Source organism: Actinomadura livida (genome assembly GCF_014648675.1).
GTDB lineage: Bacteria > Actinomycetota > Actinomycetes > Streptosporangiales > Streptosporangiaceae > Spirillospora > Spirillospora livida.
This window is the reverse complement of the sequence record NZ_BMRO01000002.1, coordinates 89,737-110,255: the sequence shown is the minus strand read 5'-3', so window position 1 is coordinate 110,255 and position 20,519 is coordinate 89,737. Positions and strand designations below refer to the sequence as shown.

The window sequence follows — 20,519 nt, the reverse complement described above, 5'->3', positions numbered from 1 at the left end:
CAGCCGCGCGCCGTCGGCGGCCGCCCACAGCCGCCGCCGCGCCCCCGGCTCGGCGCCGAGCAGCCGCCGCGCCGGGCGCTCCGGATCGGGCTCGGGCCCCGCGGCCGGGTCGGCGGCGTGCACGGCGGCGAGCACGTCGTGCCACTGCCGGAGCTGCGCGTCCGTCGGATCATCGAGCGCGATGACGTCCATCCGACTGTTGTACCTGATCGTCACCCGGCGTGGCCGCGTCCCCCGGCAACCGGTGGTTTCGGTCTGCGGGAACCGAGCTCAGCAGCCGCGCGAGAACGCCTCCAGGATGCGCTCGGCGGCCAGCGCGGGCGTGAGCGAGCCGTCGGCGACCTCCTTCTCCAGGCCGGGCGCCAGCTCGCGGACGCCGGGGTGCGCGTGCAGCTCGGCGAGGAGCCGCTCGCGCACCATCGCCCACGTCCAGCCCACCTGCTGCCGCCTGCGCCGGGCCTCCAGCTCGCCCGACTCGCGCAGCTCCTCCTGGTGCTCGACGATCCTGTCCCAGACCTCCCCCAGCCCGGTCCCCTCCCTGGCGCTGCAGGTCAGGACGGGGATGTCGCGGACCCGCTCGTCGCTGCGCAGCAGCCGCAGCGCCCCCGACAGCTCCCGCGCGGCGCGCTTGGCCTCCATCTTGTGCTCGCCGTCGGCCTTGTTGACGGCGATGACGTCGGCCAGCTCCAGCACCCCCTTCTTGATGCCCTGGAGCTGGTCGCCGGTGCGGGCGAGGGTGAGGAACAGGAACGAGTCGACCATCTCGGCGACGGTGGTCTCGGACTGGCCGACGCCGACCGTCTCGACCAGGACGACGTCGTACCCCGCGGCCTCCATGACGACCATCGCCTCGCGGGTCGCCTTGGCGACGCCGCCGAGCGTCCCCGCCGTGGGCGAGGGCCGGATGAACGCGTTCGCGTCGGTCGCGAGGCGCTGCATGCGGGTCTTGTCGCCGAGGATGCTGCCGCCGGTCCGGGTGGAGGACGGGTCGACGGCGAGCACCGCGACCCGGTGCCCCGCCTCCGTCAGCCGGGTGCCGAGCGCGTCGATGAACGTGGACTTGCCGACGCCCGGCACCCCGGTGATCCCGACGCGGCGGGCGCCGCCGGCGTGCGGGGTCAGCTCGACCAGCAGCCGCTGCGCCAGCTCCCGGTGGTCGGGACGGCTCGACTCGACCAGTGTGATGGCCCGCGCGATCCACGCCCGCGACCCGTCCAGCACCCCGGCCGCGTACTCGTCCACACCTCTGCTCACTGTGCTCCCCGCGCGCCGACCGGGCGCCCGACGGCGCCGCCTTCCCTCGTCACTCCTCCGCCGCTCCTCAGTGTGCAGGGTGCCCGAGGGCGGCGGTGAGCTTCTCCAGGAGGCCGGCCGCCGCGTCGGCCAGGACGGTGCCGGGCGGGAAGATCGCCGCGGCGCCGGCGGCGCGCAGTTCGTCGAAGTCGCCGGGCGGGATGACCCCGCCGACGACGATCATGATGTCGTCGCGGCCGAGCGCGGCCAGCTCCTCGCGCAGCGCGGGCACCAGCGTGAGGTGGCCGGCGGCGAGGGAGTTGACGCCGACGATGTGCACGTCCGCCTCGACGGCCTGCCGGGCGACCTCGGCCGGGGTCTGGAACAGCGGGCCCACGTCGACGTCGAAGCCGAGGTCGGCGAACCCGGTCGCGATGACCTTCTGGCCGCGGTCGTGGCCGTCCTGCCCCATCTTGGCGACGAGGATCCGGGGGCGGCGCCCCTCGGCCTCCTCGAACGCGGCGGTCGCCGCGCGGGCCTTCTCGATCGAGGACACCCGTCCCGCCTCCTCCCGGTACACCCCGGAGATCGTACGGATCTGCGCGGCGTGCCGCCCGTAGGCCTTCTCCAGCGCGTCCGAGATCTCGCCGACGGTCGCCTTGGCGCGGGCGGCGCCGATCGCGAGGGCGAGCAGGTTCTGCTCCAGTCCCGGCGCGCGGGTCCCGTTCTCCGCGGCCTCGGCGGCGCGGGTCAGCGCCTCCAGCGCGGCCCCGGCCGCGGCCTCGTCGCGCTCCTCGCGCAGCCGGCGCAGCTTGTCGATCTGCTGCGCGCGGACGGCCGCGTTGTCGACCTTGAGGACCTCGATCTCCTGCTCGGTGTCGGGGCGGTACTTGTTGACGCCGATGACGGGCTGCCGCCCGGAGTCGATGCGGGCCTGGGTGCGGGCGGCGGCCTCCTCGATGCGCATCTTGGGCAGGCCCTCGTCGATCGCCTTGGCCATCCCGCCGGCCCGCTCGACCTCCGTGATGTGGCCCCAGGCGCGGCGCGCGAGGTCGTAGGTGAGGCGCTCGACGTAGGCGCTGCCGCCCCACGGGTCGATGGTGCGGGTCGTCCCCGACTCCTGCTGCAGGACGATCTGGGTGTTGCGGGCGATCCGGGCCGAGAAGTCGGTCGGGAGGGCGAGGGCCTCGTCCAGCGCGTTGGTGTGCAGCGACTGGGTGTGCCCCTGCGTGGCGGCCATGGCCTCGATGCAGGTGCGGGCGACGTTGTTGTAGACGTCCTGCGCCGTGAGCGACCAGCCGGACGTCTGGCAGTGGGTCCGCAGCGACAGCGACTTGGGGTTCGCCGGGCCGAACTCCTTCACCAGCTTCGCCCACAGCAGGCGGGCGGCGCGGAGCTTGGCGACCTCCATGAAGAAGTTCATCCCGATCGCCCAGAAGAACGACAGGCGGGGCGCGAACGCGTCGATGTCCAGGCCCGCGTCGCGGCCGGCGCGGATGTACTCGACGCCGTCGGCGAGGGTGTAGGCCAGCTCCAGGTCGGCGGTGGCCCCGGCCTCCTGGATGTGGTAGCCGGAGATCGAGATGGAGTTGTACTTCGGCATCCGCTGCGAGGTGAACGCGAAGATGTCGGAGATGATCCGCATCGACGGCTGCGGCGGGTAGATGTAGGTGTTGCGGACCATGAACTCCTTGAGGATGTCGTTCTGGATGGTCCCCGCGAGCGCCTCCGGCTCCACCCCCTGCTCCTGCGCGGTCGCGATGTAGAGCGCGAGGACGGGCAGCACGGCGCCGTTCATGGTCATCGACACGCTCATCTCGTCCAGCGGGATGCCGTCGAAGAGCTGCCGCATGTCGTAGATCGAGTCGATCGCCACCCCGGCCATGCCGACGTCGCCGGAGACGCGCGGATGGTCGGAGTCGTAGCCGCGGTGGGTGGCCAGGTCGAACGCGACCGACAGCCCCTTCTGCCCCGCGGCGAGGTTGCGGCGGTAGAAGGCGTTGGACTCCTCGGCGGTGGAGAACCCGGCGTACTGGCGGATCGTCCACGGCTGGGTGGCGTACATCGCCGGGTAGGGGCCGCGCAGGTACGGCGCGATGCCGGGGTAGGTGTCCAGGAAGTCGAGCCCGGCGAGGTCGTCCCCGGTGTAGAGGGGTTTGACGCCGATGCCCTCCGGGGTCTCCCAGGTCTGGGCGCCGGGGTCCGCGCCCGCCTCGGCCACCGCGGCGCGCCAGCGCTTGGCCGTCTCGTCGGCGGGGGGCGCCGTCCCGAGCTCGATCTCGGTGAAGTCGGGGATCATTCGCTCACTCCCAGATCGTGGAGGGTGGTCTCCAGCACCTCGATCGCGTCGCATCCCGCGTACACGCCGGCGACGTCCCCGGGGACCCCCTCGTAGGTTCCCTTACCCGCCAGCCAGACCTTCACCGCGCCCGCGTCGCGCAGGATCCGCACGGCGTCCGCCGCCTGCTCCGCGTACACCTTGTCGCTGGAGCAGACGCACGCGACGGTCGTCCCGGCCGCCCCGAACTCCTCGGGGGCGCCGGTGACCGTCTCGATCCCGCCCGCCTGGAAGAGGTTGGCGGCGAACGAGGCGCGGGCGGTGTGGACGGCGATCGGGCCGAGCGTGGCGAGGAAGACCCTGGGGCGGGCGCCGGTCGCCTCGGCGTGGGCGTCGGAGCGGTCGCGGAGGGCCTCGAAGTCCTGCGCGTAGGTCACGACTGGCAGGCCGCCGCCCGATTCCCCGCGGGGCGCGGACGGCGCCGGTTCCCGCTCCGGGAGGGTCTCGGCGAGGTTGGGGTACTCGCTGACACCGGTGAGCGGGGCCTTGCGCCTGGCGATGTCCTTGCGGCGCTTCTCCCACGTCGCCGCGAGCCGGCCGGCGACGAGGCCCGAGTCGAGCGCGGCGGCGAGGCCCCCGGCCTTCTCGATCTCGGTGAACCAGCTCCAGGCGGCCTGGGCGAGGTCCTCGGTGAGGCTCTCGGCGTACCAGGAGCCGCCGGCCGGGTCGACGACGCGGGCGAGGCTCGACTCCTCCAGCAGCAGCGTCTGGGTGTTGCGGGCGATGCGCCGGGCGAAGTCGTCCGGCAGCCCGAGCCGGGCGTCGAACGGCTGGACGGTGACCGCGTCGGCGCCGCCGGCCCCGGCGGCGAACGCCGCGATCGTGGTGCGGAGCATGTTCACCCAGGGGTCGCGCCGCGTCATCATCGCCGACGACGTGACCGCGTGGACGCGGGCCGCCGTCCCGTCGGACGCCCCGCTGACCTCGGCGACCCGGGCCCACAGGCGCCGGACGGCGCGGAGCTTGGCGATGGAGGAGAACTGGTCGGCGTTGACGGCGAGGCGGAACTCGATCTGCCCGAACGCCTCGTCCACGCTCAGCCCCGCCGCGGTCAGCGCGCGCAGGTAGGCGACGCCGGCGGCGACGGCCGCGCCGAGCTCCTCGGCGTCGCTCCCGCCCGCGTCGTGGTACGGGGTGCCGTCGGCGACGACGGCGCGCAGCCGCGGGAACCCGCGGGCGCAGCGGACGGCCAGCGCGGCGGCCTCGTCGAGCGACCCCGGCGCGCCGGTGCGCGCGGCCAGGCCGAGCGGGTCGGCGCCGAGGTTGCCCGACACCTCCGCCGCGTTCCCCCGCTCGGTGGCCAGGGACAGGAACGCCTCGGCGGCCTCGCCGGTGCTCTCCCCCGCGTCCAGGACGACCGGCGCGAGGTCGAGCAGGACGTCCCGCAGCGCCTCGGCGAGCCCGGCGGCCGGCATGCCTCCGCCGCCCAGCCGCAGCCAGACGGACGTGGCGCCGTTCTCCAGGTCGGCGAGCACCGCCGCGCGGGTGACCGCCGGGTCGGGGTGCGCGTGCGGCTGCCGCACGTCCCATCCGGCGATGCCCTCGCCGTCCGGCCGCACCTCGCGGACGTACGGGGCCAGGCCGGGGCGTCCGGGCGGGGCGTCGTCGCGGGTGTACAGGGCGGCGATCGGCACGCCGTCGTACGACTCGCGGGCCAGCAGGCCCTCGATCTCGTCGAGGGGGGTGTCCTCGGTCGCCGCGCCCGACCTGCGCAGCACACCCTTCACCATCTCCCGCCACCGGCCCCGTTCGGCCGGGGGGAAGGCGGCGGCCAGTTCCAGTTCCTCAGGCGGCACCGTCATGCCCTGGATCGTAGGCGAGCGACCGAACGCCGCTCTAACGCGGGTCCCGGTGGGGGCCGCGCCGGCGGGAGGCCGCGCGGGGCCCCGGGCCGCAGGTTAGCGGTGCGGCGTCCGGGAAGGGGGGTGGCATGACCTTGGATTCCCTCCCCGGTGACCTCTACCACATGCAGGAACTCCTCGACGACCGCGAGAAGGAGATCGTCGGGCGGGTGCGCGCCTTCCTGGAGTCGAAGGTCGCGCCGATCGCGAACGACTGCTGGGCGCGGGCGGAGTTCCCGTTCGACCTGATCCCCCAGTTCGGGGAACTCGGCGTCGCCGGGCTCGCCCACGACGAGTGCCCGGGCGAGAAGCCGAGCAGCCTGCTCACCGGGTTCCTGGCGATGGACATGGCCCGCGTGGATCCGTCCATGTCGACGTTCTTCGGCGTCCACACCGGCCTGGCCATGGGCAGCATCGGCCGGTGCGGCTCGCCCGAGCAGCGCGAGCGGTGGCTGCCCGCGATGGGGCGGATGGAGAAGATCGGCGCGTTCGCGCTCACCGAACCGGAGGGCGGGTCGGACGTGGCGCTCGGGCTGCGCACGACCGCGCGCCGCGAGGGCGACACGTGGGTGCTGAACGGGGCCAAGCGCTGGATCGGCAACGGGACGTTCGCGGACCACACCGTCGTCTGGGCCCGGGACGAGTCGGACGACCAGGTGAAGGGCTTCGTCGTCACCAAGGACGCGCCCGGGTTCACCGCCACCCGGATCGAGAACAAGATCGCGTTGCGGACGGTGCAGAACGCCGACATCGTCCTGACCGGGTGCCGGGTGCCGGAGACCGACCGGCTCGCGGGCGCGAACAGTTTCAAGGACACCGCCGCGATCCTGCGCCGCACGCGCAGCGGCGTCGCGTGGCAGGCCGTCGGGGTCATGCTCGCCGCCTACGAGATCGCCCGCGACTACGCGGTGGAGCGCGAGCAGTTCGGCCGGCCGATCGCCAAGTTCCAGCTCGTCCAGGACCTGCTGGTCAACATCCTCGGGAACGTCACCTCCTCGCTCGGGATGGTGGTGCGCCTGGCCCAGCTGCAGGACGAGGGCCTCTACCGCGACGAGCACTCGGCGCTCGCGAAGGCCCACTGCACCACCCGCATGCGGGAGGCGGTCGGGTGGGCCCGCGAGCTGATGGCCGGCAACGGCATCGTCCTCGACTACGGCATCGGCCGGTTCGTCGCCGACGCCGAGGCGCTCTACTCCTACGAGGGCACCAGGGAGATCAACACGCTGATCGTCGGGCGCGCCGCCACCGGGATGGGCGCCTTCGTCTGACGCGCCCGCCCCCCGGCGCGCCGCACGCCCGAGGGGGCCTACGGCCCACCCCGCAGGGCCCTCTGGCAAGGGGCGTTGCTAGAGTTCGGCGCCGTAGGCCCCAACGGAACCGTGTGAGGAAGACGAGACGCATGTCGACTGGCAGCCACGCCGGGCGCCCCAAGTCCTGGGTCGCCGTGAGCATCATCTTCATCGGGTTCGTCATCGGCGGCGTCGGCATCGTCATGGGCCCCGACTGGATCGTCTTCGGGATCGGCGCCGCGGTGACCGTGATCGGCGGCATCATCGCCATGGCCGTCGACATCATGACCGACGTCGTCGTCGACGAGCCCCGGCAGTAGCGTTGTTCGGCCGCCCTCCCATCGAAGAGCGCATCGCCGCGCGGCAGCGCGAGCGCGGGCCGCTCAAGGCGGGCCGGGTGTTCCCGCACGCCCCCGCCAAGATGCTGTTCTTCGTCAGCATGGGGGTCGTGGTGGTCACCCACCTGATCGCGCTCGGGCTGCTCTTCGTCGACTCCGGCCCCTGACCCGGCTCAGCGGCCGCGGTCCGAGCCGTTCGGCGGGCCCTCCCTCCGGTCACCCAGGTAGAACAGCCCCACCAGGACGAAGATCGCGACGGCGGCCAGGATGGCCAGCACACCGAACAGAGCCGACCCGGACACGGGAATCACCTTCCTTGCCTAGCGCGGCGCCTCCCCGGATCCTGCCCGCTGAACGGCGGATCAAAAGGGGGTAAAGAGGATCCCCGGGACCGTCCCGGCGGCCGGCCGGCGGGTGCGAACGGGGCGGCGGCGACGTACGGTCGAAGGGAAGTGGCCGCCTGCGCCGCCCCGAGCCCGAGGTGGTGGGATGCCCCTGCGACTCGGTATCGAGGAAGAGTACTTCGTCGTCGATCCCGTCTCCCGGGAGGTCGTCCCCCGGGCCGCCGCCGTCGTGCGGCGGGCCGCCGCGGCGCTCGGCGAGCGCGCCTCCACCGAACTGGTCGACTTCCTCGCCGAGGCCAAGACGCCGCCGTGCGACGACCTCGGCAAGCTCGACGAGCAGATCCGGTCGATGCGGTCGGCGATGGCGGCCGCCGCCGCGGCCGAGGGCGTCCGGCTCGCCGCGACCGGAACGCCCGTCCTGGGCGAGGTGATCCCCGCGCCGATCGCCGCCGGTCCCCGCTACGCCGAGAGCCGCGCGGTCTACCGCGGCCTGGACGACGAGCAGAGCATCTGCTCGTGCCACGTCCACGTCGAGATGCCCGACCGCGAGCGCGCGGTCCAGGTGAGCAACCACCTGCGCCCCTGGCTGCCGACGCTGCTGGCCCTGACGGCGAACTCGCCGTACTGGTCCGGCCGCGACACCGGCCACGCCTGCTGGCGGGTGATGGCGTGGGCGCGGTGGCCGGTCGCGGGCCCGCCGCCGTACTTCGAGTCGGCGGCGCACTACGACGACCTCGTCGGGACGCTGCTCGGCTGCGGCGCCCTGATGGACACCGGCACGATCTTCTGGGACGTGCGGCCGTCGGCGCGGCTGCCCACCGTGGAGATCCGGCTCGCCGACGTCGCCCCGACCGCCGGGGACGCCGCCGCGTTCGCCGCGCTGATCCGGGCGCTGGTGCAGGTCTCGGCCGCCGCGGTGGACGCCGGCGAGCGGGCGCCCGACCCGTCCCAGGAGATGCTGCGCGCGGCGTACTGGCTGGCGGCCCGGGACGGCCTCGCCGGGACGGGCATGGACGTGCGCACGGGCCGGCCCGCCCGCCACCGCGAACTGGCCGGCGACCTGCTGGCGCACGTGCTGCCCGCACTGCGCGACAGCGGCGACCTCGGCACCGTCGCCGGGGGCGTCCGCCGGCTGCTGACGGGCGGCACCGGCGCCGAGCGGCAGCGCGGCGCCTACCGCAGGCGCGGCCGGCTGACCGACGTGGTCGACGCCGCGATCCTGCGCGACCGGTGAATCAGGCCGGCGGTCCAGACCGGTGATCTTGAGGCGACCCGCCGGCGCCCGGAAGCGATTCGACGGCCCGCGGAAGCGATTCGATGATCGCCGAACGCGATTTCCCGGGTATCGTCCGTTTTTCGACGGTCATCTCCGGGTAGTCGTGAGGTGTTCGTCGTCCACGGAAAGATCAGCTCGACAGATCAGCTTGGCCTCGGGGGATGCGCGTGTGGGCCGGTCTCGCGCGATGGTGTCCTCCGCGTACCCTCGCTTGGAAGACATGGTCAGAGAACAGGTCCCGATCGGAGTGACCGCGCTATGAGTCTCGCGCCCGGGGGCCGGGCATGAACCGTAGCGCCTTCGTCCACCCCGCCCTCTTCTACCGCGGCGACGACGAGTACCTCGCCGGCACCGTGCCGTTCGTGCGCGCGGGCCGCGAAGCCGGGGAGCCCGTCGCGGTCGCGGTGCCGCCGGCCCGCCTGGCCCTGCTGCGCGACGCGCTCGGCCCGGCGGCCGCCGGGGTGACCTGGCTGGACATGACCGAGGCGGGGCGCAACCCGGGCCGCATCATCCCGGGCGTGCTGCGCGAGTTCGCCGACCGGCGCACCGCCGGGCGCGTCCGGATCATCGGCGAGCCGATCTGGCCCGGCCGGACGGCCGAGGAGTACCCGGCCTGCGCCCAGCACGAGGCGCTGATCAACATGGCGTTCGAGGGGCGCCGGGTGTCGATCCTGTGCCCCTACGACGTCGCCGGCCTGGACCCGGCCGTGATCGCGGACGCCCGCGCCACCCACCCCGTCGTGATCGACCGCGGCGGCGAGCGGGCGAGCGCCGACTACGCGCCCGACCGCGTCGTCCGCGCCTACAACCGGCCGTTCCCGGAACCGCGGGACGCGGTCTCGATGAGGTTCGACCTGGACGCGCTGCCCCTCGTCCGCGAGTTCGCCTGCCACTGGGGCGCCCGCTTCGGCCTCCGCCCGGACACGGTGGGCGACCTGGAGCTCGCCGTGAACGAGCTGGCCGCCAACTCGTGCCTGCACGGCGGCGGCTCGGGCACGGCGCGGCTGTGGGCGGAGAACGGCCACGTCCTCTGCGAGGTCCGCGACGCCGGGACGATCACCGACCCGCTCGCCGGCCGCCGGCCCGCCGACATGAGCCCCAACGGCGGCCGGGGGATCCTGATGGTCCACCACCTGGCCGACCTCGTCCGCGTCCACACGGGCCCGGCCGGCACCGCGATCCGCGTCTACATGCGCAGGTGAGGGCACTGCCTCAGGGCCGGTCCGCCGCGGCCCGGGGGCGCCGCCAGGCGATCCGGCGCCGCGGCTTGAACACCGACAGGACCGTGGCGGTGAGGAGCATCGCGAGCTGGGCGGACACGACCGCGACCTGCCACCAGCCCCGGCCGGCGGGCGGCGCCGCACCGCCGGCGGTGGCGTCGGCCATGGCCTCCGGCGTGAACAGCAGCATCCCGGCGAGCACCACCCCGATCAGCAGCAGCAGCTTCGCGAACACCCAGTAGTGGCGCGCGAGGCCCCACTTGGAGCCGAGCGCGAGCGCGATGCCGCTGGCCAGCGCGGTGAGGCTGAGCGGGATGCCGCCGCCGAACACCAGCACGGACATGAGCCGGTAGGCGGAGTTCGCGAGCGTCGCGTCGGCGGTCAGCGTCGCGGTGAGGTTGAGGAGCACCAGGCCCCACACCTCCCCCAGCAGCGCGACGGACGAGACGACGTGCACGACCATGAGCAGCTTGCGGGCGGCCGGGCGGGGCCGCCACCGCTGCGCCGCCGGGGCGGCGGCGGTGGCGGGCGGCCGGGTATGGACAGCGGACATCTCAACGCTCCCTGGTTCTCTGTGCCGACGTCCCGATCGTCCAGGGGCGTCACAGGGGCGGTCGTCGGACGGCCGGATGCACTCGCGCTGCTCCCCGCGGCGCAGTCCGGTGCCCGCCGCCTGCGCCCCGCGGCGTAGGCCGCGTAATGTCGAGAATTGACCCGTTTCCAGGTGTAGTGGACGCACCACGGGAATCATCCGGGCTGCCTAACCACCCGATCCTTATGGGGAACGATGCGTTTTCTCGCTCGCGCTCACCAGATGCCCGTCCGCTTGATCGTCGGCGCGTTCGTCCTGAACTCCGGACTGTCGAAGCTCAAGGGCGACGAAGAGGCGGCCGAGCAGACCCACGGCATGGCCCAGACCGCCTACCCGGTCCTGAAGTCGCAGAGCCCGCAGGAGTTCACGCGCAACCTCGCCAGGGCCGAGGTCGCGCTCGGGACCGCCCTGATCCTGCCGGTGGTGCCGTCGGCGGTCGCCGGCGCCGCGCTCACCGCGTTCGCGGGCGGGCTGACGGGCCTGTACCTGCGGATACCCGGCATGCGGGAGCCCGGCGGGCTGCGTCCCACCACGCAGGGCATCGGGCTCGCCAAGGACACCTGGCTCATCGGCATCGGCACGGCGCTCCTGCTGGAGGAGCTCGGCCGGGCCCGCGCCAAGCGCCGGGGCCGCGACTGAGCGACGGCCTCGCCCGGCCGCGCACTCCCGTTGCACGGCCGATCGCGGCCGGAAACGGCCACGGGGCGCTGGGCGCCGCTCGGCGGCCGCCCGGGCCGCGCCCGGGCCCCGTGCCTGATGCCCGCCGCCGTCCGCCTCCGGACAGGTACGACACCGCCAAACGCGCCTGACCCCATGCGGCCACGCCGCGGGGGCGGTGCGGACGGACGGCCGCAGGCGGCTGCCCCGGCCCCGCCCCCGGCCGCTTACCGTCGAAGGAGCCGGCACACCGCTCCCCTCTGTGAAGGCATCAGGTGAAAGCGACATGACGACGGCCGCCGCGCGGGCACCGGAGACGGTCCTTGCCCTGCACACGCCCGCGTCGGCCCGCGTCCAGGACTACCTCCTCGGCGGCAAGGACCACTACGCCGCCGACCGCGAGCTCGCCCACCGGATCCTGGCCGTCCTGCCCCAGGCCGCGGACGCGGCGCGCGCCGCCCGCGGCTTCCTCGGCCGCGCCGTGCGGCTGCTGGCCGGCCGCGGCGTCCGCCAGTTCCTCGACCTCGGCTGCGGGCTGCCCAGGGACGACAACCTGCACCAGATGGCCGCCCGGCACATCGGCGGCAGCCGCGTGGTCTACGTCGACGACGACCCGCTCGTCATCGCGCACGCCCGCGCGCTGCTGATCGACGGCGGCAACATCGCCGCGCTGCGGGCCGACGTCCGCGACGCCGCCGCGATCCTCGGCAGCGCGGAGGTGCGCCGCCTCCTCGACCCGGCCGAACCGGTCGCGTTCGTCTTCTCCTCGGTCCTGCACCACCTGCCCGCGGCCGGGGGCCTCGTCGCCGCGCTGGCGGGCACGGCCGCGCCGGGCAGCGCCGTGGTCGTCTCGCACGCCACCGCCGACTTCGCACCGGCCGCGGTCGCCGAGGCGGCGCGGCTCCACCGGGAGGCGGGCGCCGCCCCGCTGTTCCCCCGCGGGGCCGGGGAGATCGCGCGGCTGCTCGGACCGTTCCGCCCGCTGTCGCCCGGCCTCGTCCCGCTCGGCGGCGGGCATCCGGGCGGCGCGTTCCGGACGGCGGCCCCCGAGGCGGTCATGTACGGCGCCGTGGGCGTCCGCTGACCGCCCCCGCCCGGCGCCCGGCGAGTGTGGGCTTGATCACAATACGCCGCCGCCGCGGCCGCCGGGACGCGCCGCCGAGCCCCCGGGAGCCCTGCTCCCGGCGCCCTTCGGCGGTCCCGCGCCCGTCACGCTGAGTCAGCCGCCGGTGCGCCCGCGTCAGGGCCGGCCCCTTCCGCCCGTTCGAAACCCGGAACGGTCGGCCCCTAGGGTGGCCCGGATGGCGGCGAACACCCTGACTCCACCGCAAGCAAAGACCGGTTCCCGCACGGAGACAGCGCCCCGGATGGACTGGCTCGACGCCCTGCGCGGCCTGGCCGCCATGGTGGTGGTCTTCGAGCACTCCCTCGACGTGCTGCTGCCCGAGGTCCGCCGGACGGCCAGCCCCTGGTTCGACTTCGGCCGGTACGGCGTGTTCGTGTTCTTCCTCGTCAGCGGCTACGTCGTGCCGTTCTCCCTGGAGCGGCGCGGAAGCGTCCGGCACTTCTGGACCGGGCGGTTCTTCCGGCTGTACCCCCTCTGGGGCCTGGCGGTGCTGCTGGCGCTGGCGCTCGGCGCGGCCGGCGTCTCCTACGGGCTGCCCGGCGGGCTCGGCGAGCGGCCGTGGGCGTCCGCCGTCGCGCACCTGACGATGCTCCAGGACCTGCTGGGCGTGCCGAACGTCCTCAACGTCTTCTGGACGCTGTCCTACGAGATGGTCTTCTACCTGCTGGTGACGGCGATGTTCGTGGCCGGCGTCCACCGGTCCAGCGCCCGGGTGGCACTGGGGTTCGGCGTCGGCGCGGCGATCATGGGCGTGGCGCTGCCGTCCGGGCTGCTGGCCTCCCGGTGGCCGGACGGGACGATCCTCGTGACGGTGCTGCTCATGGCCGGCGGGCTGGCCGCGATGTTCGGCGGGCCGCGGCCGCTGCGCCGGGCCGGGGTCGCGGTCGTGGCGACGCTCGCGCTCACGCTGCTCGTCCTCAACAGCCGGATCGGCGCCATCGAGAGCCTGTGCATCATCGCCACGATGTTCGCGGGGACCGCCGTCCGCGGCGTCCAGGACGGGCGGCTGCGCACCTGGCCCGCCATCGCGATGGTCGCGGTCGTCCCCGTCTTCACGCTCGCGGCGGGCCTGCGCGCCCCGACGAGCTGGGCGCTGCACGCCAACCCGAACCCCCTCGGCGCCGACTGGTCGATCGCCGTGGGCGCCGCCTGGCTGACGTTCCTGGCGGGGATCGCCCTGCGCGCCAAGCCCATGCCCCGGTTCCTGGTGTGGTCCGGGACGGTCAGCTACTCGGTCTACCTGCTGCACCCGCTCGTGATCCAGGGCGTCTGGTACGCCGCGGGCGGCGATCCGCAGAAACTGCCCGGCGTCGTCCGGCTCGGCTGGGGGGTCGTGCTGGTCACGGTCGTCCTGCTCGCCGCCGCGATGGCGTACCGCTACGTCGAACTCCCCGCTCAGCGCCTCGGCCGCCGGCTGACGGGGCGGCGGGCCGCCCCGCCGCGCGGTCGTGACCAGGGCCCGGTCCCGGGGGACGGACGGGTGTGATGACAGCTTTTCCCTTTATTGCCTAGGGTGAGGCCGTTCCACCCCCCACCCCCGGCGGAAACGGATAGCCGATGACACAGGGGCCCATGCCCGCCGAGCTGCCCGACCTGCTGCGCCAGCACCTCCAGTCCGCCGTCGCAGAGATGGAGCGGGAGATCCGCGACCAGGTGCCCGAGTACGCGGGCGACGACGGCGGCGAGTACGCCAAGCGGGTCGAGCGGACGGTCAGCGACACCGTCGCGTTCTTCGTCGACTCCGTCGACCACCCGAACGCCGACGCGCGGAAGCTGACCGAGCTGTACATGCAGCTCGGGGAGCAGGAGGCCAGGCAGGGCCGCAGCCTGGACGCCCTGCAGAACGCGATGCGGGTGAGCAGCCAGGTCGCGTGCCGCCGCTTCATCATGGACGCCTACCGCCTCGGCTGGTCGCGCGAGACGCTGGGCCGGCTGACCGACTCGCTGTTCATGCTGCTGGCGCGGGTCGCCGACGCCGCCGCGCAGGGGTACGCGCGGGAGCAGGGGCAGCTCGCGACCGAGCGCGAGCGGCGCCGGGACCGGCTGCGGGACCTGCTGGTCGCCGAGCCGTCGCCCGGTCCGGAGACCATCGCCGAGGTGGCGGTCGCGGCGCGCTGGGACCTGCCGAAGAGCATCGGCCTGGTCGCGCTGCCGCAGGGGGCGCCCACCGGGGCGCGGATCCTGCCGCCCGCCGTGCTGGCCGACTGGGAGGCCCCGGTCCCGTACCTCGTGGTGCCCGATCCGGAGGGCCCCGGCCAGGACCGGCTGTGGCCCGCGCTGCGCAGGCTCGGCACGGCCGCGATCGGGCCGACCGTCCCGGTCGGGCAGGGCGCCGTCTCGCTGCGCTGGGCCCGGCACGCGCTCACGCTCGCGGAGCGGGGGCTGCTGCCCGGCGGCGCCCCGGTCCGGTGCGTCGACCACATCGCGCCGCTGGCGACGCTCGCCGCGGAGGAGCTGGTCGGCGCGACCGCGGGCGCCGTCCTCGGGCCGCTGCTCGACCTGGCGCCGGCCCGCCGGCTGCCGCTGGCCGAGACGCTGCTGACCTACCTGCAGTGCGGGGACAACGCGGTCGTCGCGGCGGAGCGGCTGCACATCCACGAGCAGACCGTCCGCTACCGCCTGCGCCGCATCACCGAGCTGACCGACGGCCGGTTCACCGAGCCGGAGGGCAGGCTCGACCTGATGCTCATGCTGAGCTGGCTGGTCCGCACCGCCCGCGCCGAGAAGTCCGCCTAGCCCCGTCGCCCGCCCGGCCGGTCGTCGCCCGGCCGGGTTGTCGGTGCCGTGCCGTTTAATCGGGGTGTGGACGTTGCGAAGCGCATCAACGAGCTGACCGCCGAGGTCACGCGGCTGAACGACCTGTACTACGGCGCCGGCGACAGCCCCCTGCCGGACGCCGACTACGACGCCCTGAAGGACGAGCTGGCGGCGCTGGTCGCCGAGCATCCGGAGCTCGAGCCGGCCGGCAGCCCGCTCGGCAAGGTGAACGCGCCGGCGGAACTGACCGGCCCGACCGTCCGGCACGCGCGCCCGATGCTCTCGCTGGCCAAGGCGACGAGCGAGGAGCAGATCCGCACGTTCTGCGAGCGGTTCGGCGGCCAGGTCTTCCGGGTGTCGGAGAAGCTCGACGGGCTCTCGCTCAGCGTCGTCTACGCCGACGGAACGCTCGACTACGTCGCCACCCGCGGCACGGGCGCGGTCGGCGAGCTGGTGACCGCGAAGGTGCGCCACGTGATCCCGGGGCTGCCGGCCGAGATCGATGCGCCCGGGCGCGTCGAGGTCCGCGGCGAGGCGGTGATGCTGCGGTCGGTGTGGTCCGCCTACAACGAGGCGCATCCCGCGCGGACGCTGACCAACCCGCGGTCGGGCGCCGCGGGGACGCTGGTGCTCAAGGACCCGGAGGCAGCTGCGAAGGCGAGGCGGCTGCTGCGGTTCTTCGCCTTCGGCGCCGACCGCGACGGCGCCGCGGTGGAGGTCCCGGCGGGTTTCGAGACGGTCGCCCAGTTCGTGTGCGCCGACGCCGCCGAGGTGATCGACGCCGTCCACGCCATCGGCGCGCGCCGCGACGGGCTGGACTACGACATCGACGGCGCGGTCGTGCGGCTGCACGAGCCGGCCGCGTTCGACGCGGCGGGGTTCAACAGCGCCGAGCCGCGCGGGGCGATCGCGTTCAAGTACCCGCCGGAGGAGAAGCTGACGACGCTGCTGTCGGTCGAGTGGCCGGTCGGCAAGATCGGCCGCGTCCCGCCGCGCGCGAAGGTCGCGCCGGTGTTCGTCGGCGGCGTGACGGTGGAGAACATCACCCTGCACAACCCGCGCCTGATCCGCGAGCGGGACCTGCGGATCGGCGACACGGTCGCGGTCGTGCGGCGCGGCGACGTGATCCCGTTCGCGGGGCGCTCGCTGCCCGAGCGGCGCGACGGGACCGAGACCGAGATCGTCCCGCCCGCGCACTGCCCGTCGTGCGGCTCCGAGCTGGAGGTCCGCGGCACCGGCGAGGAGCGGTGGTGCCTGAACCTGCAGTGCCCGGCGCAGGCGACGCGCCGGCTCATGCACTGGGCCTCGCGCCAGGCGGCCGACATGGAGGGCGTCGGCGACACGTGGATCGAGAAGCTCGCCGAGGACGGCGTGCTCCGCAACCGCAGCGACTTCTACGACCTGACCGCCGAGCAGCTGCTCGGCTACGAGCGGATGGGCGAGGTCAGCGCGCGGAACATGGTCGACTCGATCGCCGCCTCCAAGGGGCTGGGGCTGCGGCGCGCGCTGATCGGACTGGCGATCCCGATGGCCTCCGAGGGCACCGCCAAGCGGCTGTGCCTGGCCGGCTACGAGAGCATCGAGGACGTCGCGGCGGCCACGGCCGAGGACCTCGTGGCCATCCGCGACATCGGGCCCAAGGCCGCCGAGAGCATCGTGGCCTTCTTCGCCCGCCCGGAGGTGCGGCGGGAGCTCGCGGCGCTGCGCGAGCGCGGCGTCCACCTCGACGTGCTGCCCGAGGACCGGCCGGTCGACGCTGCGGCTGCGGACGACTCGCCGCTCAAGGGCGCGTCGGTGGTGATCACCGGCGCGTTCACCGACCCGCGCTCGGGCGCGAAGATCAGCCGGCCGGACGTCACCCGCCTGGTCGAGCAGGCCGCGGCGACGACCGCCTCCTCGGTCTCGGCCAACACCGACTACCTGCTCACCGGCGACAACGTCGGCGCCGCCAAGACCGGCAAGGCCGAGAAGCTCGGGGTCGCGGTCGTGGAGCAGGACCGGCTGTGGCGCTGGCTCACCGAGGCCGGCGTCATCTGACCGCCGGCACGCCGCACGCGCGTCCCGTCCCGCCGGGTCGCCGCCCCCGGGCGGGTCAGCGGCCGGGCGGGCCGCCGCCGTGCCGGGCGGCGGCCGCGGAGCGCGACAGCAGTGAGACCCCGGCGGTGAGGAGCACGGCGCTGCCGGAGAGGGCGGCGAACGCCGCCGCCGTCCGCGGCGGCATCGTGTCGAAGGCGAGGACGGCCACCAGGTAGGAGGCGATGGGGTTGGTCATCGTCATCGCGGTCATCGCGGCCGGCAGCGACCCGGCGGCGAAGGCCCGCTGCTCGATCAGGAGCCCGCAGAGCGTGCTGCCCGCCAGCGCGTAGCCCGGCCAGTCGGCGGCGGTGGCGGCGACGCCGTCGTCGATGAGGCTCGCCGTGGTGAGCTTGATCAGCACCGCGCTCGCCGCGAAGCACAGCCCCGCGCAGACGCCGAGCAGCGCGGCGCGCACCGGCCCCTTCCGCAGCCACGCCGCCCGGGACAGCACGGCGACGAGCGGCACGGCGATCAGCGCCGCGACGTACAGCCGGGGCCGCGACGGCTCGCCCGCGGGCGGGACCGCGCCCGGGACCGTGAACAGGACGGCGAGGCCCGCCGACACGGCGACGGCGCCGAGCAGGTCCGTGCGGACGAGGCCGCGTTCGGTGCCGGCCGCGCCGAGCAGGATGGTGAAGACCAGCTGGGTGACCAGCAGGGGCTGGACGACGGCGGTCGACCCGAAGTGCAGCGCGGCCGCCTGGGCGAAGAACCCGCCCAGGTTCACGCCCCAGCCGGTGAGCCACACCGGGTCGCGGACCAGCCTGCGGATCAGCCCGTGCGCGGCCGCGGCGTCCATGCCGCCGCCCACCGCGCGCCTGGCGGCGCGGTACTGGACCGTGGCGGCCGCGGCGAACAGGAACGCGGCGGCGAGGCTGAGGCAGACCGACCACGCCATCAGGGCGTCCGGGCCCGCTCGGCCCCGGCCGCGCCCGCTCCGGACCGGCTCTCCACGCCTCTCCCCCGTCCTCGTCCGCCCGCCGCCCTCCGAACATCCTTCCCATGATCGGCCGGTAGCCCGCAAAACGGCCGCGAAGCCCGCCGGCACGGCCCGGGCGGGCCGCTGCGGGCCTGCGTTCCCACACGTTTCCCAGCGCCACCCGGACCCGGGCACAGCTTGTTCCTGGGAAAACTCCCGGGTAGCTCTTGACCTCGGCTGCAAACGGGCATAAATACAAGGGAAACAAAATCAAACGGGAAGGAAACCACATGCCTCGGGGAACGACGCCCGCATGATCGTCACGGTCACGCTCAATCCGAGCCTCGACCGCACGATCGAGGTGGACGTGCTGACGCGCGGCGAGGTCATCCGGGCGCGGTCGGCGCGGGTCGACCCGGGCGGGAAGGGCGTCAACGTCTCCCGCGCCCTGCTGGCCAACGGCGTCGGCTCCGTCGCCGTGGTCGCGGTCGGCGGCGCCGACGGCGACCGGCTGCGCGGGCTGCTGGAGGCCGAGGGCATGCGGGTCCGCGCCGTGCGCGTCGCGGGCCGGACGCGGTCCAACGTGACGATCGTCGAGCCGGGCGGCGTCACGACGAAGCTGAACGAGCCCGGCGGCCCGGTCGCGCCCGGGGAGCTGGACGAGCTGGCCGCCGCCGTCGAGGCCGAGGCCGCCGCCGCGAGCTGGGTGGTCGGCTGCGGGAGCCTGCCGCCCGGCGTCCCGGACGGCACCTACGCCGCGCTGTGCCGCAGGTTCGCGCCGGACGGCATCCGGGTCGCGGTCGACTCCAGCGGCGCGGCGCTGCGCGCCGCCGTCCCCGCCGGGCCCGACCTCATCAAGCCGAACCGGGAGGAGCTCGCCGAGGCCGTCGGCCGCCCCGTCGGCACGATCGCCGACGTCGTCGAGGCCGCCGGGGAGCTCCGGGCGCGCGGGGCCCGCGCGGTGCTGGTCAGCCTCGGCGCCGAGGGGGCCGTGCTCGTCGACGACGACGGCGTCCTCACCGGTGACGCGCCCGTCTCCAGGCCCAGCAGCACGGTCGGCGCCGGCGACGCGCTGCTCGCCGGGTTCCTCGCCGGCGGCGCGCGCGGGCCGGCCGCCCTCGCCGAGGCGCTCGCCTGGGGCGCGGCCGCCGTCCGGCTGCCCGCCAGCCGGATGCCGGCCGGGGACGACATCCGGCGCGACATCGTCCGCATCCATCCGCGGCCGGACCTCGCCCGGCCCCTCGTCACCTGACCGCCCGCGAGAGCCCCCCGCCGCACGAGCTCCGGTCACCGACATCCGAGAGAACCCACCCCCGATCGACAGGAGGCCCGAAATGGCCACCGACTACACCCCAGAGCCCACGGGAACGGGGCTCCGCGCTCAGGTCCAGCGGTTCGGCGGCAAGCTGGCCGGGATGGTCATGCCGAACATCGGCGCGTTCATCGCGTGGGGTCTGATCACCGCGCTGTTCATCCCCACCGGCTGGCTGCCCAACGAGGGCCTCGCCGAGATGGTCGACCCGATGATCAAGTTCCTGCTGCCGCTGCTCATCGGCTACACCGGCGGCCGGATGGTGCACGGCCAGCGCGGCGCGGTCGTCGGCGCGGTCGCCACCGTCGGCATCATCGTCGGCGCCGACGTGCCGATGTTCCTCGGCGCGATGGTCATGGGCCCGCTCACCGCGTACCTGCTGAAGCTCTTCGACGGCCTCGTCCAGGAGCGCGTCCGGACCGGGTTCGAGATGCTCGTCGACAACTTCTCCGCCGGGATCATCGGCGGCGCCATGGCGGTCGTCGGCAACCTGACGATCGGCCCGGTGATGAACACCTTCACCAACTGGGCCGGGGACGGCGTCAGCTGGCTGGTCGACCACGACGTCCTGCCGCTCACGTCCGTGCTCATCGAGCCCGCGAAGGTGCTGTTCCTCAACAACGCCATCAACCACGGCGTCCTCGGCCCGATCGGCGTGGACCAGGCCGCCGAGACCGGCAAGTCGATCCTGTTCATGCTGGAGTCCAACCCCGGGCCCGGCCTCGGCGTCCTGCTCGCGTACTGGTTCTTCGGGCCGCGGCGGCTGCGCCCGACCGTCCCGGCCGCCGCGATCATCCACTTCTTCGGCGGCATCCACGAGATCTACTTCCCGTACATCCTCATGAAGCCGCGGATGATCCTCGCCGCGATCGCGGGCGGCATGACCGGCGTGGCGATCTTCATGATCAGCGACACCGGCCTGGTCGCCACCCCGTCGCCGGGCAGCATCTTCGCCTACCTCGCGCAGACGCCGCGCGGCGCGGGCAACTGGATCGGCGTCTACACCGGCATGCTCGCCTCCACCGCGGTCTCCTTCTTCGTCGGCGCCGCCCTGCTCGGCTTCGGCAGGCTCGCCGAGGCCCGCGGCGAGGGCGAGGACACGGACGGGAACGCCGCCGAGGGCGCGGACGCCCCGGCCGAGGACAAGAACGCCGCCGCCGAGGGCGCCGGCGACACCGCCAAGGAGACCAGCACCCGCTGA

Annotated in this window: 18 protein-coding genes and 1 pseudogene; 12 read left to right on the top strand and 7 right to left on the bottom strand. The window is 74.5% G+C overall.

Translation table 11 applies throughout. The features are described 5' to 3' along the window. The 4 genes and pseudogenes from IEZ03_RS37520 to IEZ03_RS03815 all read right to left on the bottom strand — a co-directional run. Nucleotides 1–192: pseudogene (locus IEZ03_RS37520) on the bottom strand (GNAT family N-acetyltransferase); the annotation flags it as partial. A gap of 78 nt (nt 193–270) precedes the next feature. Further along, nucleotides 271–1,254: a methylmalonyl Co-A mutase-associated GTPase MeaB gene (meaB, locus tag IEZ03_RS03825; protein ID WP_184884121.1), complete on the bottom strand. Its 984-nt coding sequence runs from the start codon at nt 1,252–1,254 to the stop codon at nt 271–273. 67 nt (nt 1,255–1,321) lie between these two features. After that, a complete protein-coding gene (gene scpA / locus IEZ03_RS03820) occupies nt 1,322–3,532 on the bottom strand; it encodes a methylmalonyl-CoA mutase (RefSeq protein WP_184884119.1) in 2,211 nt (736 codons plus the stop codon). Next, on the bottom strand, nt 3,529–5,373 hold the full coding sequence (locus IEZ03_RS03815; RefSeq protein WP_184884117.1) for a methylmalonyl-CoA mutase subunit beta: 1,845 nt from the start codon (nt 5,371–5,373) through the stop codon (nt 3,529–3,531). The genes scpA and IEZ03_RS03815 overlap by 4 nt, the downstream gene beginning before the upstream one ends. Nucleotides 5,374–5,501: 128 nt before the next feature. Here IEZ03_RS03815 and IEZ03_RS03810 point away from each other — a divergent pair, with 128 nt between their 5' ends. The 3 genes from IEZ03_RS03810 to IEZ03_RS03800 all read left to right on the top strand — a co-directional run bounded on the left by IEZ03_RS03810 (nt 5,502) and on the right by IEZ03_RS03800 (nt 7,206). Beyond that, a complete protein-coding gene (locus tag IEZ03_RS03810) occupies nt 5,502–6,680 on the top strand; it encodes an acyl-CoA dehydrogenase family protein (RefSeq protein ID WP_184884115.1) in 1,179 nt (392 codons plus the stop codon). Nucleotides 6,681–6,811: 131 nt separating this feature from the next. Further along, on the top strand, nt 6,812–7,021 hold the full coding sequence (locus tag IEZ03_RS03805; protein WP_184884113.1) for an HGxxPAAW family protein: 210 nt from the start codon (nt 6,812–6,814) through the stop codon (nt 7,019–7,021). 2 nt (nt 7,022–7,023) lie between these two features. Next, entirely contained in the window at nt 7,024–7,206 is a 183-nt protein-coding gene (locus IEZ03_RS03800; RefSeq protein ID WP_132046101.1) for a hypothetical protein, read from the top strand. A 6-nt stretch (nt 7,207–7,212) separates the two neighbouring features. Here the strand turns inward: IEZ03_RS03800 and IEZ03_RS38490 are convergent, their stop codons facing one another. Beyond that, nucleotides 7,213–7,341: a hypothetical protein gene (locus tag IEZ03_RS38490; protein ID WP_268248517.1), complete on the bottom strand. Its 129-nt coding sequence runs from the start codon at nt 7,339–7,341 to the stop codon at nt 7,213–7,215. A gap of 187 nt (nt 7,342–7,528) precedes the next feature. Here IEZ03_RS38490 and IEZ03_RS03795 point away from each other — a divergent pair, with 187 nt between their 5' ends. Together IEZ03_RS03795 and IEZ03_RS03790 are read left to right on the top strand one after the other, a co-directional pair. Continuing rightward, entirely contained in the window at nt 7,529–8,617 is a 1,089-nt protein-coding gene (locus IEZ03_RS03795) for a carboxylate-amine ligase (RefSeq protein WP_184884111.1), read from the top strand. A 326-nt stretch (nt 8,618–8,943) separates the two neighbouring features. Then, nucleotides 8,944–9,861 carry an anti-sigma factor RsbA family regulatory protein gene (locus tag IEZ03_RS03790; RefSeq protein WP_184884109.1) on the top strand — a complete coding sequence of 306 codons (918 nt, stop codon included), beginning with the start codon at nt 8,944–8,946 and terminating at the stop codon, nt 9,859–9,861. A 10-nt stretch (nt 9,862–9,871) separates the two neighbouring features. On the opposite strand, the gene IEZ03_RS03785 is transcribed toward IEZ03_RS03790, so the two are convergent. Further along, nucleotides 9,872–10,432, bottom strand: coding sequence for a hypothetical protein (locus IEZ03_RS03785; protein WP_184884107.1), 561 nt, complete (start codon nt 10,430–10,432; stop codon nt 9,872–9,874). A 234-nt stretch (nt 10,433–10,666) separates the two neighbouring features. Between IEZ03_RS03785 and IEZ03_RS03780 the strand changes: the two genes are divergently transcribed. The 5 genes from IEZ03_RS03780 (at nt 10,667) to ligA (ending at nt 17,048) form a co-directional block, all read left to right on the top strand. Beyond that, nucleotides 10,667–11,110 (top strand): hypothetical protein, encoded by a 444-nt coding sequence (locus IEZ03_RS03780; RefSeq protein WP_132046097.1) that lies wholly within the window; start codon nt 10,667–10,669, stop codon nt 11,108–11,110. 304 nt (nt 11,111–11,414) lie between these two features. Next, entirely contained in the window at nt 11,415–12,212 is a 798-nt protein-coding gene (locus tag IEZ03_RS03775) for an SAM-dependent methyltransferase (protein WP_184884105.1), read from the top strand. 283 nt (nt 12,213–12,495) lie between these two features. After that, nucleotides 12,496–13,740, top strand: coding sequence for an acyltransferase family protein (locus IEZ03_RS03770; RefSeq protein ID WP_184884103.1), 1,245 nt, complete (start codon nt 12,496–12,498; stop codon nt 13,738–13,740). 71 nt (nt 13,741–13,811) lie between these two features. Beyond that, nucleotides 13,812–14,990, top strand: coding sequence for a PucR family transcriptional regulator (locus IEZ03_RS03765; protein WP_184884101.1), 1,179 nt, complete (start codon nt 13,812–13,814; stop codon nt 14,988–14,990). 66 nt (nt 14,991–15,056) lie between these two features. Further along, on the top strand, nt 15,057–17,048 hold the full coding sequence (ligA, locus tag IEZ03_RS03760) for an NAD-dependent DNA ligase LigA (RefSeq protein ID WP_184884098.1): 1,992 nt from the start codon (nt 15,057–15,059) through the stop codon (nt 17,046–17,048). Between the two features lie 55 nt (nt 17,049–17,103). On the opposite strand, the gene IEZ03_RS03755 is transcribed toward ligA, so the two are convergent. Then, the gene (locus tag IEZ03_RS03755) at nt 17,104–17,985 is read right to left on the bottom strand and encodes a DMT family transporter (RefSeq protein WP_184884097.1); all 882 of its coding nucleotides are present in this window, start codon (nt 17,983–17,985) and stop codon (nt 17,104–17,106) included. Between the two features lie 334 nt (nt 17,986–18,319). Here IEZ03_RS03755 and pfkB point away from each other — a divergent pair, with 334 nt between their 5' ends. Both pfkB and mtlA read left to right on the top strand, forming a co-directional pair. Further along, a complete protein-coding gene (gene pfkB / locus IEZ03_RS03750; protein WP_184884095.1) occupies nt 18,320–19,258 on the top strand; it encodes a 1-phosphofructokinase in 939 nt (312 codons plus the stop codon). Nucleotides 19,259–19,340: 82 nt separating this feature from the next. Continuing rightward, the gene (mtlA, locus tag IEZ03_RS03745; protein ID WP_184884093.1) at nt 19,341–20,519 is read left to right on the top strand and encodes a mannitol-specific PTS transporter subunit IIC; all 1,179 of its coding nucleotides are present in this window, start codon (nt 19,341–19,343) and stop codon (nt 20,517–20,519) included.

What these genes read in the sequence shown, in the direction of transcription:
- IEZ03_RS03770 (WP_184884103.1), top strand. Translation starts at nt 12,496, where the DNA reads ATGGACTGGCTCGACGCCCTGCGCGGCCTGGCCGCCATGGTGGTGGTC.
- IEZ03_RS03765 (WP_184884101.1), top strand. Translation starts at nt 13,812, where the DNA reads ATGACACAGGGGCCCATGCCCGCCGAGCTGCCCGACCTGCTGCGCCAG.
- pfkB (WP_184884095.1), top strand. Translation starts at nt 18,320, where the DNA reads ATGATCGTCACGGTCACGCTCAATCCGAGCCTCGACCGCACGATCGAG.
- IEZ03_RS03790 (WP_184884109.1), top strand. Translation starts at nt 8,944, where the DNA reads ATGAACCGTAGCGCCTTCGTCCACCCCGCCCTCTTCTACCGCGGCGAC.
- scpA (WP_184884119.1), bottom strand. Translation starts at nt 3,532, where the DNA reads ATGATCCCCGACTTCACCGAGATCGAGCTCGGGACGGCGCCCCCCGCC.
- IEZ03_RS03755 (WP_184884097.1), bottom strand. Translation starts at nt 17,985, where the DNA reads ATGGCGTGGTCGGTCTGCCTCAGCCTCGCCGCCGCGTTCCTGTTCGCC.
- mtlA (WP_184884093.1), top strand. Translation starts at nt 19,341, where the DNA reads ATGGCCACCGACTACACCCCAGAGCCCACGGGAACGGGGCTCCGCGCT.
- IEZ03_RS03780 (WP_132046097.1), top strand. Translation starts at nt 10,667, where the DNA reads ATGCGTTTTCTCGCTCGCGCTCACCAGATGCCCGTCCGCTTGATCGTC.
- IEZ03_RS03815 (WP_184884117.1), bottom strand. Translation starts at nt 5,373, where the DNA reads ATGACGGTGCCGCCTGAGGAACTGGAACTGGCCGCCGCCTTCCCCCCG.
- IEZ03_RS03775 (WP_184884105.1), top strand. Translation starts at nt 11,415, where the DNA reads ATGACGACGGCCGCCGCGCGGGCACCGGAGACGGTCCTTGCCCTGCAC.
- IEZ03_RS03805 (WP_184884113.1), top strand. Translation starts at nt 6,812, where the DNA reads ATGTCGACTGGCAGCCACGCCGGGCGCCCCAAGTCCTGGGTCGCCGTG.
- IEZ03_RS03810 (WP_184884115.1), top strand. Translation starts at nt 5,502, where the DNA reads ATGACCTTGGATTCCCTCCCCGGTGACCTCTACCACATGCAGGAACTC.
- IEZ03_RS03795 (WP_184884111.1), top strand. Translation starts at nt 7,529, where the DNA reads ATGCCCCTGCGACTCGGTATCGAGGAAGAGTACTTCGTCGTCGATCCC.
- IEZ03_RS03785 (WP_184884107.1), bottom strand. Translation starts at nt 10,432, where the DNA reads ATGTCCGCTGTCCATACCCGGCCGCCCGCCACCGCCGCCGCCCCGGCG.